General features: G+C 37.1%; 4 protein-coding genes. 1 reads left to right on the forward strand and 3 read right to left on the reverse strand.

Annotated features, from left to right (window positions below; translation table 11 throughout):
- The coding region (locus tag H4O20_RS02145; protein WP_221442684.1) for a DUF11 domain-containing protein at positions 1–6215 on the reverse strand (6215 nt) is incomplete at its 3' end.
- Between the two features lie 998 nt (positions 6216–7213).
- Here H4O20_RS02145 and H4O20_RS02150 point away from each other — a divergent pair.
- Positions 7214–8830, forward strand: coding sequence for a peptide chain release factor 3 (locus H4O20_RS02150; RefSeq protein ID WP_185098141.1), 1617 nt, complete (start codon positions 7214–7216; stop codon positions 8828–8830).
- Between the two features lie 98 nt (positions 8831–8928).
- Here the strand turns inward: H4O20_RS02150 and H4O20_RS02155 are convergent, their stop codons facing one another.
- Positions 8929–9246, reverse strand: a complete 318-nt coding sequence (locus tag H4O20_RS02155) for a DUF3467 domain-containing protein (protein ID WP_139856208.1) — start codon at positions 9244–9246, stop codon at positions 8929–8931.
- A 94-nt stretch (positions 9247–9340) separates the two neighbouring features.
- Positions 9341–13639, reverse strand: a complete 4299-nt coding sequence (gene rpoC / locus H4O20_RS02160; RefSeq protein WP_185098174.1) for a DNA-directed RNA polymerase subunit beta' — start codon at positions 13637–13639, stop codon at positions 9341–9343.
- Positions 13640–13700: the final 61 nt, after the last annotated feature.

Consider the following 13700-nt stretch of genomic DNA (forward strand, 5'->3'; position numbering starts at 1 on the left):
TTCACTACTTCCCCAGCATCAATATCTACCTGGGTGATTGCGTAGCTCGCTTCATATATCCAAGTTTCTGTTACATCAAGCTCTCCATCCCCATCAGTATCTCCACTTATTGGACCGGCTAATGGACCTCCTAATAATGGGTCGTCTACTATGATGTTAGACAGACTTACATTTCCTTGGTTAGTTACTGTAAAAGTATATGTGATAGTCTCATCAACATTAGTACAACCATCATCGTTCTCATCATTGAAAACTCCTGTTTTTACAATCGCAATTACAGGGTTTTGACAAAGTTCGATAACTGTCGGCTCGTCGTTTCCAATTGTCGATCCTGATAAATCAGATACTGTACTTTGGTCTGGAGCTGTTCCAGTAGCTGTCGCTTGGTTCACTACTTCCCCAGCATCAATATCTGCCTGAGTGATTGTGTAGCTGGCTTCATATATCCAAGTTTCTGTTACATCAAGCTCTCCATCCCCATCAGTGTCTCCACTTATTGGACCGGCTAATGGACCTCCTAATAATGGATCGTCTACTATGATGTTAGACAGACTTACATTTCCTTGGTTAGTTACTGTGAAAGTGTATGTGATAGTCTCATCAACATCTGAACAATCGTCACCGTTCTCGTCATTAAAGATTCCAGTTTTCACAATCGCTATTGCAGGGTTTTGACAAAGTTCGATAACTGTTGGGTTGTCTCCTACATAACCATCATTGTTAGAGATGTCGGTTACTTCTGCACCTGCTGGTGTTGTACCAACTACTTCCGCAGAATTTGTAAATGTTCCATTATCTATATCTGCTTGTATGATGGTATAACTTGCTGTAAATGTAGTAGTGTCCTCTTCACCTGGTGCCAATGTGATTGGACCTCCTGATACAGTAACGCCTCCAACTAAATCACTTACCATTACATCGGTTAGGGTAACATTTCCAGTGTTCTTAACGGAGAAGCTATAATTGATTACATCACCAACCTCTAGTGTTGAACATCCTGTAGTTGGATCTACTTCAACATCTGAAGTTTTGATAAGAGCAATACTTGCATCTGTACAAATAGTTATAACTGTTGGGTTGTCTCCTACATAACCATCATTGTTAGAGATGTCGGTTACTTCAGCACCTGCTGGTGTCGTACCAACTACTTCTGCAGAATTTGTAAATGTTCCATTATCTATATCTGCTTGTGTGATGGTATAGCTTGCTGTAAATGTAGTAGTGTCCTCTTGACCTGGCTCCAATGTGATTGGACCTCCTGATACGGTAACACCACCTACTAAATCACTTACCATTACATCGGTTAGGGTAACATTTCCAGTGTTCTTAACAGAGAAGCTATAATTGATTACATCACCAACCTCTAGTGTTGAACATCCTGTAGTTGGATCTACTTCAACATCTGAAGTTTTGATAAGAGCAATACTTGCATCTGTACAAATAGTTACAACTGTTGGGTTGTCACCTACATAACCATCATTGTTAGAGATGTCGGTTACTTCTGCACCTGCTGGTGTCGTACCAACTACTTCTGCAGAATTTGTAAATGTTCCATTATCTATATCAGCTTGTGTGATGGTATAGTTTGCTGTAAATGTAGTAGTGTCCTCTTGACCTGGCTCCAATGTGATTGGACCTCCTGATACGGTAACACCACCTACTAAATCACTTACCATAACATCGGTTAGGGTAACGTTTCCAGTGTTCTTAACAGAGAAGCTATAGGTAATAACATCACCTGCCTCTAGTGTTGAACATTCTGTAGTCGGATCTACTTCAACATCTGAAGTTTTGATAAGTGCAATACTTGCATCAGTACAGATAGTTACAACTGTTGGGTTGTTGCCTGTATAGCTTGAGTTATCTGATTCATCATCCACTTGGGTGTTGCTAGGCGTTGTACCAACTACCTTCGCTGTGTTCTCAAACTCACCAGCGTTAATATCTGCTTGTGTGATAGTATAACTTGCTGTGAATGTAGTAGTGTCCTCTTCACCCGGTGCCAATGTGATTGGTCCTCCTGCTACAGTAACGCCACCTACTAAATCACTTACCATAACATCAGTCAGGGTAACGTTTCCGGTATTCTTAACTGAGAAGCTATAGTTGATTACATCACCAACCGCTAATGTTGAACATCCTGTGGTTGGATTTACTTCAACATCTGAAGTTTTAATAAGGGCAATACTTGCATCAGTACAGATAGTTACAACCGTTGGGTTGTTGCCTGTATAGCTTGAGTTATCTGATTCATCATCCACTTGGGTGTTGCTAGGCGTTGTACCAACTACCTTAGCTGTGTTCTCAAACTCACCTGCATTAATATCTGCCTGTGTGATGGTATAGCTTGCTGTAAATGTAGTAGTGTCCTCTTCACCCGGTGCCAATGTGATTGGTCCTCCTGATACAGTAACGCCTCCAACTAAATCACTTACCATAACATCAGTCAGGGTAACGTTTCCGGTATTCTTAACTGAGAAGCTATAATTGATTACATCACCAACCGCTAGTGTTGAACATCCTGTGGTTGGATCTACTTCAACATCTGAAGTTTTAATAAGGGCAATACTTGCATCTGTACAGATAGTTACAACCGTTGGGTTGTTGCCTGTATAGCTTGAGTTATCTGATTCATCATCCACTTGGGTGTTGCTAGGCGTTGTACCAACTACCTTAGCTGTGTTCTCAAACTCACCTGCATTAATATCAGCCTGTGTGATAGTATAGCTTGCTGTAAATGTAGTAGTGTCCTCTTGGCCTGGCTCCAATGTGATTGGACCTCCTGATACGGTAACACCACCTACTAAATCACTTACCATAACATCGGTTAGGGTAACGTTTCCTGTGTTCTTAACAGAGAAGCTATAGGTAATAATATCACCTGCCTCTAGTGTTGAACATTCTGTGGTTGGATCTATTTCAACATCTGAAGTTTTAATAAGGGCAATACTTGCATCAGTACAGATAGTTACAACCGTTGGGTTGTTGCCTGTATAGCTTGAGTTATCTGATTCATCATCCACTTGGGTGTTGCTAGGCGTTGTACCAACTACCTTAGCTGTGTTCTCAAACTCACCTGCATTAATATCAGCCTGTGTGATGGTATAGCTTGCTGTAAATGTAGTAGTGTCCTCTTGGCCTGGCTCCAATGTGATTGGACCTCCTGATACGGTAACACCACCTATTAAATCACTTACCATAACATCGGTTAGGGTAACGTTTCCTGTGTTCTTAACAGAGAAGCTATAGGTAATAATATCACCTGCCTCTAGTGTTGAACATTCTGTGGTTGGATCTATTTCAACATCTGAAGTTTTGATAAGGGCAATACTTGCATCTGTACAGATTAATACTGTAACTGTATTACTTGTAGCAGTATCTACAGGTCCTAAAGCAGAATTACCGTTAACAGTAGCGGTATTCACTATCGATCCTGCATCTATATTATCTTGGTCTACTGTATATGTAGCTTTAAAGGTCCAAACTTCACCGACATTTAATATGCCGTCATTATTTATATCTCCAGATACTAAATTAATAGTAACTATTGGGTTTGGAGATTCAAATAATGGGTCTGTAATAACAACATCTTCAATATCTACATCTCCTTCATTTGTTACAACAAACTCATAGTCAATGGTATCTCCAACATTAAAGTTGATACAATCTGTCGTTGCGCTGCTAGTTGATTTAACGATAGACATTTCAGCATTTTGACAAAGGTTTACGGTTTCCGTATCTGAACCTGAAACCGGAAATGGAGTTGATGCTTCAGCCTCACCGGTAACATTTGCTGTATTGACAACTTGCCCATTTATAATATCCTGCGCAGTAACAACATAAGAACCTGTAAACTCCCATATCTCAGAAACATCAAGCTTGCCGTCATTATTAGTGTCACCCGTTGGACCAGAAATTGTAGGAATCATCACATCCATTACTACAACATTACTAATTGGTGCAGTTCCATTATTAGTAACTTTAAAAGTATATGATATGCTCTCACCAGCAGCTAGTGGAGTACATCCTTGTGTATTATTCGGACTTGCTATTTTTTCAATGTTAATACCACAGTCGTTTATTGTTAAGACAACCGGTGTTCTATTTGGGCTAATACAAGTATTATCAAAATCATTAACAGCTTCCGCCCAGAATGTTTTACTACCAATGGCGCTCCAAATTGGATTTACTGTACTACCTCCAATTTCTTGATCATACCAAATTACCGATTCATTAGGACCTACAGATATAACAGTATTTGCATCTAAAACTTGAATTGGATCTTCACTACATTGTGAAATATCACCACTACTTACAGGTGCGTTTGGTGCATTTGGTACATCATTAATCGTTACAGATAAAGCTGTAGAAACACACGTAGGATCTGAAGTATTTCGAGCCGTTACACTATAAGTGCCAGAGGTTAAGTTAATAAAGTTTTCTGAGTCCTGATAGTTCGTGCCATCAATACTGTATTCAAATCCTGGTCCTAGTGGAGCTGTAATTGAAATTTTACCTGTTGGTACTGCACACGTTGGTTGAACTACATCAGCAGTTGGTGTAGCTGGTGCATTTGGTACATCATTAATCGTTACAGATAAAGCTGTAGAAACACACGTAGGATCTGAAGTATTTCGAGCCGTTACACTATAAGTACCAGAGGTTAAGTTAATAAAGTCTACGGAAGGCTGATAGTTCGTGCCATCAATACTGTATTCATATCCTGCACCTAGTGGAGCTGTAATTGAAATTTTACCGCTAGGTGTTTCACACGTAGGTTGAACTACACTAGCAGTTGGTTGGTCTGGTGCATTTGGTACATCGTTAATCGTTACTGATAAAGCTGTAGAAACACACGTAGGATCTGAAGTATTTCGAGCCGTTACATTATAAGTACCGGAGGTTAAGCCATCAAAATCTACTGATGCCTGATAATCCGTGCCATTTATACTGTATTCATATCCTGCACCTAATGGTGAAGTAATGGAAATTTTACCGTTAGGTGTTTCACAGGTTGGTTGAACTACATCAGCAGTTGGTTGGTCTGGTGCTTTAACTATTTTAACAGTAGTTGTGGCAGTTTTATTACATCCGTTGGTACTATATGAATAAGTTACAGTATAAGTACCTAGATTACTATTCTGAACATCAATTGTTCCTGTAGTAGAATCAATGCTTAAACCTGCTGGTGATGCAGAATATGTTCCTCCTGTAATACCAGTTTGGTTAACCATAATATTACCCCCACCTTCACAAAAACTTCCATCTCCGCCGTAATCAATTTCTGCAGTCCCGAAACTTAGTTCAACTTGAATTGGAGAAACAAAATCATTTAATGATGCTGTAGAAGATGTAGATTGTTTGGTTTTTACTAATAAAGTTTTAATACTAACTCCAATACATGGGTCAGGTAATGAGCCAAAAAAATCTGTTAAATTTATAGCTGCTTCTGCAAATTGATAAGGAATATAATTATTGGATCCAAAGCTTCCAAAAGGCACATTTACATTTACAGTATTTGTGGCTCCAAATCCATTAGAACCTAAAGTTTGTGAAACATAGTCATAATTTGATCCTCCAAGATGTTTCCATAAATACAAATGAACAGTTGGCGTTGATCCACCGTTAGCGTACTCAACAGTTAAAAGTATATCATTAATAGTACGACCACCATCTGGTCCAGCTGAACTAAATCCTCCACTAGTAACACCTGTAGTGGTTATTGTATTCTGTAAAAATTCAAAGTCAATATAACTAGTACCATTTGTTTCCATACGGTCACCCCCAACAAAAATCCATTCATCCCCACTAGTCTGCTCCTTACCTAGGTGATACATTACGTTATTAATATCTCCTTTACCTGTAGCTTTTCCTAAGGCCCAAGTCCAAGTATTAGGGTCGTCATTGAATTTCCCTTGTTTTAATATATTATCTCCACCGTTATATTCATCACGTACCAATCTAGTAATGTTGGGGTCAACAGGAGTACCGTTATTGTTTAATACAAATCCACCTAAACCAATGGGTCCCTGTACCCAATCTCCAACACCAGTTGCTGGAGTATTGGACTCTAAATCTCCATCCATGTGAAATCCTCCGGTTGGAACGGTAACATTAACCGTTTGCGAATGTAAAACCCCAATACTTGAAATTAAACATATAAGTATAAAAAGAGAGAATCTTTTTATGTGTTTGTAAGAAGTAATTTTATACATATCCTCAGTTTTTTTTAATCCTTTTTTAAAAAGAAAAATGCTACTACGCTAGCATTAGGTAATTAACAAGTCTGCTTTAGAACAAGAAAATTGTGAATTCCATTTCCATAAAACATTCTGTATTTATTATATATGGGTCGTTTATTTTCATTTTTATAGTAAGAACATTAATCAATCAAGAAAGCCACTCAATTATTCAAGTAAAAACTCAGATTGATTAATTTCTACATAAATTATTATACACAAAATCTAAAGGCGCTTGTGGGGAAAAGTGAACTAGCCTTTGAGTTCAAAAAATATCTTTAAATAAAATATATCCTAAATACCCAGTGAGGAGTTGGATCTTAGTATTAAAATTAATTTTCTATATTGTAATAAAAGACTTTATAGGGGACAGCCTTTTGAGTTTAAAATAACTTTATTGCGTTAAGACTTTAGGGAGACAGTCTTTAAGCTTTTAATATTTTATCAAGATTTATGTGGGGATTACTTGATACCAGCTTTTGGGGATAGAGATAAATCACTTTATAAGTTCTTAAGAACAAAAATGATCTAACGATAGAACAAACGTAGTATAATTTTTCACAATATCATATACGTACTAACACGTATATCTTAAAATTTCATTAAAAATAAATTTAGCACTGTCAAAAACCAAAACACCTAACATACATGTTTTCAATAGGTTAGAAAACCACCAACAATTTAATTAACGTCATTCTTTTTAATACTTTTTTGTATTTTTTTTAAATCAAAACCCATTATAAGGTTTTTATATAACGAATAAACCTAAAACTATAGTCGTTGATTTATTAAGTATAATTCTTATAGCTGAAACCCGATTTGTTATAGATAATTTTCAACCTTTTCGCATAAATATCACCACTTTTAAATTTTTGCTATTCACTGCTGAGTAATAATTAGCCTCTTTTTAGTACCTCATGAGTTTATTTCTCCAATAACAAACTTTATCTTTGCAACATATACGAAAAACGATTATGTCTTTAACAAAAGAAATTAAGCGCCGAAGAACTTTCGGTATTATTGCGCATCCCGATGCTGGTAAAACTACACTTACAGAAAAACTTCTACTCTTTGGTGGAGCTATTAATGAAGCTGGAGCTGTAAAAAACAACAAGATAAAAAAAGGTGCTACTAGTGACTTTATGGAAATAGAACGACAACGTGGTATTTCTGTAGCAACTTCAGTTTTGGCATTTGAATATGAAGGTATAAAGATTAATATTCTCGATACTCCAGGACACAAGGATTTTGCTGAAGATACATTTAGAACACTTACTGCTGTGGATAGCGTAATTGTTGTTATAGACGTTGCAAAAGGGGTTGAGGAACAAACTGAAAAGCTTGTAGAAGTATGTAGAATGCGAAACATCCCAATGATTGTGTTCGTGAATAAACTTGATAGAGAAGGAAGAGATGCTTTTGATTTGTTAGACGAAATTGAACAAAAGCTTCACTTACGTGTTACGCCTCTTAGTTTCCCAATTGGAATGGGTTACGACTTTAAGGGAATCTATAACGTTTGGGAAAAAAATATAAACCTTTTTAGTGGTGATAGTAGAAAAAACATAGAGGAAACGATTGAAATAGAAGACTTAAATAGTTCAGAACTAGACAAATTAGTTGGTGAAAAAGCAGCTGAAACTCTTCGTGAAGAAATTGAGTTAGTACAAGAAGTTTATCCGGATTTTGACGGGCAAGAGTATTTAGATGGAGAGTTACAACCTGTATTTTTTGGATCTGCTTTAAATAATTTTGGTGTTCGTGAATTGCTGGATTGCTTCATTGAAATAGCTCCTACTCCACGTCCAAAAGAAAGCAATACTCGTTTAGTCCATCCAGATGAAAAAGCTTTTTCAGGTTTTGTATTTAAAATTCACGCAAATATGGACCCTAAGCATCGCGATAGATTGGCTTTCGTAAAAATTGTATCAGGTACTTTCGAACGAAACTCACCTTATCTACACGTTCGCAATGGTAAAAAAATGAAATTTAGTAGCCCGAATGCTTTCTTTGCTGAAAAGAAACAAATAGTAGATATCTCCTACCCTGGCGATATAGTAGGACTACACGATACAGGTAACTTTAAAATTGGCGATACGCTTACTGAAGGTGAAGAAATGCTTTATAAAGGAATTCCTAGCTTTTCACCAGAACACTTTAAATATATCAACAATGCTGATCCTATGAAGAGCAAGCAACTTGAAAAAGGTATTGACCAATTAATGGACGAAGGTGTTGCACAGTTATTTACACTTGAATTAAACGGACGTAAAGTAATAGGAACTGTTGGTGCTCTTCAGTTTGAAGTTATTCAGTACAGACTTGAACACGAATATGGCGCAAGTTGTTCTTATGAAAACTTGAATGTACACAAAGCTTGTTGGGTAGAAGCGCAAGATCCTAAAAGCGCTGAATTCGCCGATTTCAAAAGAGTTAAATCCAAATTTTTAGCAAAGGATAAACGCGGTCAACTTGTATTCTTCGCCGATTCAGCATTTACACTACAAATGACCCAATCTAAATATCCAAATGTGAAATTGCATTTTGTAAGTGAGTTTGAGAAATCGAATAAAAAGCCTTCAAAAGCTTAATACGAAGCAACGTATGTTGCCTTTATTTTAAGTAGAAATATAGGTTTAGGTTTATTAAAAATTAAAGCATAAAAAAGCCCCAAAAATTGGGGCTTTTTTTATGCTTCGCCTGTTGGGCCAAAGTTCAAAGGCATAGGCGGTTGCTCATAGTCTTTGATTTCGCCGTGGGCTTGTTCAAATCGTTTAACATTATCGTTTAATGCCTTTAAAAATCGCTTAGCGTGTTGTGGTGTCAAGATAATTCTAGACTTCACTTTACTCTTAGGAACTCCTGGCATTATAGTTACAAAGTCAACCACAAATTCAGAAACAGAATGATTAATGATAGCTAAATTGCTGTATATACCTTGGGCTACACCTTCGTCTAACTCAATATTTATCTGGCCTTGTTTGGGTTGTTTCTTTTGATCTGACATTGCTAAAAATTTGCTGTTTTATAATATGTTATTTAATGAATAAAAACTGAAAATATAAAAGGTGCGTTTCTAAAAACGCACCTTTATATAAAAATTAGTTATAATTAACTTCTTCTTTAGCTTTATTCATTTCTTCCAATTCTTGTTTCGATCCCACTATTATAGTGTCATATCTACGCATACCTGTACCGGCTGGTATCTTATGACCTACAATAACGTTTTCTTTCAAGCCTTCTAATGTATCAACTTTACCAGCTACAGCTGCTTCGTTTAATACTTTAGTAGTCTCCTGGAAGGAAGCTGCAGAGATGAATGACTTAGTCTGTAACGACGCTCTCGTAATACCTTGAAGTACAGGAGTAGCAGTTGCAGTAACAACATCACGAGCCTCTACAAGCTCTTTATCATTTCTTCTCAATAAAGAGTTTTCATCACGAAGGGCACGAGGAGAAAGAATTTGACCTTCTTTCAAGTTTTCAGAATCACCTGAATTTGTAACCACTTTCATTCCGAATAACTTATCGTTTTCTTCGATAAAGTCATCTTTATGAGCTAATTGATTCTCAAGGAAAGTAGTATCTCCCGGATCTTCAATTCTCACCTTACGCATCATTTGACGAACAACAACCTCGAAGTGCTTGTCGTTAATCTTCACCCCTTGCAGACGGTATACCTCTTGAACTTCGTTCACAAGATATTGCTGTACTGCAGATGGGCCTTTAATACGAAGAATGTCTTCTGGAGTAATAGAACCATCAGATAATGGCATACCTGCTCGAACGTAATCGTTTTCTTGAACTAGAATTTGGCTTGATAATTTTACCAAATACTTTTTCACTTCGCCTAATTTAGACTCAACGATAATCTCTCGGTTACCTCGTTTAATTTTACCAAATGAAACCACACCATCAATTTCGCTAACTACAGCTGGGTTTGAAGGGTTACGCGCTTCGAAAAGCTCGGTAACACGTGGAAGACCTCCTGTAATATCTCCTGATTTTGCAGATTTACGTGGAATCTTAACAAGCACCTTTCCTACTTTAATCTTATCGTTGTCGTCCACCATAATGTGTGCACCAACTGGTAAGTTGTAAGAACGAATTACTTCGTCTTTCTTACCTAGAATTTGTAGGGTTGGAATACGTTTTTTATCTCTTGATTCAGAAATTACTTTTTCCTGGAATCCTGTTTGCTCATCAATCTCAACTTGATACGTTACACCTTGAACGATGTTTTCGTATTTAATTTTTCCAGCAAATTCTGAAATAATTACACCATTATATGGATCCCAAGTACAGATTACATCGCCTGCTTTTACTGAATCACCATTCTTAACAAGTAATGTTGAACCGTAAGGAATATTATTTGTACTAAGCGTAATTCCTGTTTGTTTATCTACTAACTTCAATTCTGAAGTACGAGAAATAACAATATCCACAGGATTTCCTTGATTATCTTCACCTTTTACAGTTTTAAGATCTTCAATTTCAGCCTTTCCGTCAAATTTAACCGTTAAGTTATTTTGTTCAGATATGTTACCTGCAATACCTCCCACGTGGAAAGTACGAAGTGTAAGCTGAGTTCCTGGTTCTCCAATTGATTGAGCTGCTACAACACCAACTGCCTCACCTCGTTGTACCATTTTATTGGTTGCAAGATTACGACCGTAACACTGTGCACATATACCTTTTCTAGCCTCACAAGTTAATGCAGAACGAACTTCTACACTATCTAATGGTGATGCCTCAATAGCATCTGCTATCTCTTCGTAAATGTGTTCTCCAGCACTTACTAATACTTCTTTAGTTAGTGGGTGAATAACGTCGTTAAGCGCAGTACGCCCAACAATTCTAGCTCCTAAAGTCTCTACAACTTCTTCGTTTTTCTTTAATGCTGAAACTTCAATACCACGTAATGTACCGCAGTCTTCTTCATTAACAATAACATCTTGTGAAACATCAACTAGACGACGTGTTAAGTAACCCGCATCTGCTGTTTTAAGTGCGGTATCCGCAAGACCTTTACGAGCACCGTGAGTAGAGATAAAGTATTCAAGAATTGAAAGACCTTCCTTAAAGTTAGAAAGAATTGGGTTTTCAATAATTTCACCTCCACCTGAGTTCGATTTCTTAGGTTTTGCCATCAATCCACGCATACCTGTTAACTGACGAATTTGTTCTTTAGAACCCCTCGCACCAGAATCAAGCATCATATACACCGAGTTAAATCCTTGCTGATCTTCGCGTATACGCTTCATAGATAGCTCGGTAAGCTCTGCGTTAGTTGCAGTCCAAATATCAATAACTTGGTTGTAACGTTCGTTATTGGTAATAAGACCCATGTTATAACTGTTGATAATTCCGTCAACTTGTGAGTTTGCATTATCAATCATACTTTGTTTTTCAGCAGGGATAATAATATCACCTAAGCTGAATGAAAGTCCGCCTTCAAAAGCGAATTTATATCCTAAAGTTTTAATCTCATCTAGGAAGTCTGCAGTAACAGGTACTGAAGTTACTTTTAAGATTTTCCCGATAATATCACGAAGAGATTTTTTAGTCAATACTTCGTTAACAAAACCAGCTTCAGCAGGAACCTTTTCGTTAAAGATTACTCTACCTAAAGTGGTAGTGATAATTTGCATTGTTAACTCACCATTTTCGTTGAAATCTTTAGTTCTAATTTTAATTTCAGCGTTCAAATCTACCTGTCCTTCGTTGTAAGCAATAATTGCTTCTTCAGCCGAATAGAAAGTAAGACCTTCACCTTTTACCTTAACATCTTCAGTAGATTTTCTTAGTTTGGTCATATAGTAAAGACCTAAAACCATATCCTGAGAAGGTACAGCAACTGGCGAACCATTTGCAGGGTTTAGAATGTTGTGAGATGCAAGCATCAATAACTGACATTCTAAAATTGCCTCTGGCCCTAGTGGTAAGTGAACAGCCATCTGGTCACCATCGAAATCCGCGTTAAACGCAGTACACACTAATGGGTGTAGTTGTATTGCTTTACCTTCAATTAATTTAGGTTGGAAAGCTTGAATACCTAGCCTGTGCAAAGTAGGAGCACGGTTAAGCATTACTGGGTGTCCTTTTAATACATTTTCAAGAATGTCCCAAACTACAGGCTCTTTTTTATCTATAATTTTCTTTGCAGATTTTACGGTTTTTACAATTCCTCTTTCAATCAATTTACGGATTACAAAAGGCTTGTAAAGCTCGGCAGCCATATCTTTAGGAATACCACACTCAAATAATTTAAGTTCTGGTCCTACAACAATTACCGAACGTGCTGAATAATCTACACGTTTACCAAGTAAGTTTTGACGGAAACGACCTTGCTTACCTTTCAATGAATCTGAAAGTGATTTAAGCGGACGGTTACTGTCAGTTTTTACTGCAGAAGATTTACGCGTGTTATCAAGTAATGAATCTACCGCTTCTTGAAGCATACGTTTTTCGTTACGTAGAATTACCTCTGGAGCTTTAATCTCCATTAATCGCTTCAAACGGTTGTTACGAATAATTACACGACGGTATAAATCATTTAAATCTGAAGTCGCGAAACGACCACCATCAAGGGGTACTAATGGACGAAGTTCTGGTGGAATTACCGGAACTACTTTCATAATCATCCACTCAGCTTTGTTATCGCGATTTTTATTAGCATCACGAAGTGCTTCTACAACTTGAAGACGCTTTAAAGCTTCTGTTTTACGTTGTTTAGAAGTTTCGTTGTTTGCTTTATGACGTAAGTCGTACGATAAAGTGTCCAAGTCAATTCTTTGCAAAAGATCGATCAAGCACTCTGCTCCCATCTTCGCAATAAATTTGTTAGGATCTGTATCTTCTAAGTACTGGTTATCTTGTGGAATTGTTTCTAAAATATCAAGATACTCTTCTTCTGTAAGGAAGTCTAATTTCTTAACATCTTCTCCACTTTCATATTTAGCTACACCTGGTTGAATTACTACGTAACGTTCGTAGTAAATAATCATGTCCAGTTTCTTAGATGGTAATCCAAGAAGGTAACCAATTTTGTTAGGAAGACTACGGAAGTACCAAATGTGTGCAACAGGAACAACTAAGTTGATATGCCCAACACGGTCACGACGCACTTTTTTCTCTGTTACTTCTACACCACAACGGTCACAAACGATACCTTTGTAGCGAATTCTTTTATATTTACCACAGGCACACTCGTAATCCTTTACAGGACCAAAAATACGCTCACAGAAAAGTCCGTCACGCTCTGGCTTGTGCGTACGGTAGTTTATTGTTTCGGGTTTTAGAACTTCTCCACGTGATTCTGCCAAAATAGATTCAGGAGAGGCCAAACCAATAGAAATCTTGTCGAATTTCTGTACTGTGTTTTCTTTATTTCTGTTCATCATGATTTAAAATAAACTTTGTTGTTAAATGAGGGTTTAATTCCTCGGAAGAAATTTAAGA

This window comes from Aequorivita sp. 609 (genome assembly GCF_014212065.1).
Lineage (GTDB): Bacteria > Bacteroidota > Bacteroidia > Flavobacteriales > Flavobacteriaceae > Aequorivita > Aequorivita sinensis.

Excerpts from the sequence above, each read along its gene's own strand:
- rpoC (WP_185098174.1), bottom strand. The coding sequence starts at position 13,639 with ATGAACAGAAATAAAGAAAACACAGTACAGAAATTCGACAAGATTTCT.
- H4O20_RS02150 (WP_185098141.1), top strand. The coding sequence starts at position 7,214 with ATGTCTTTAACAAAAGAAATTAAGCGCCGAAGAACTTTCGGTATTATT.
- H4O20_RS02155 (WP_139856208.1), bottom strand. The coding sequence starts at position 9,246 with ATGTCAGATCAAAAGAAACAACCCAAACAAGGCCAGATAAATATTGAG.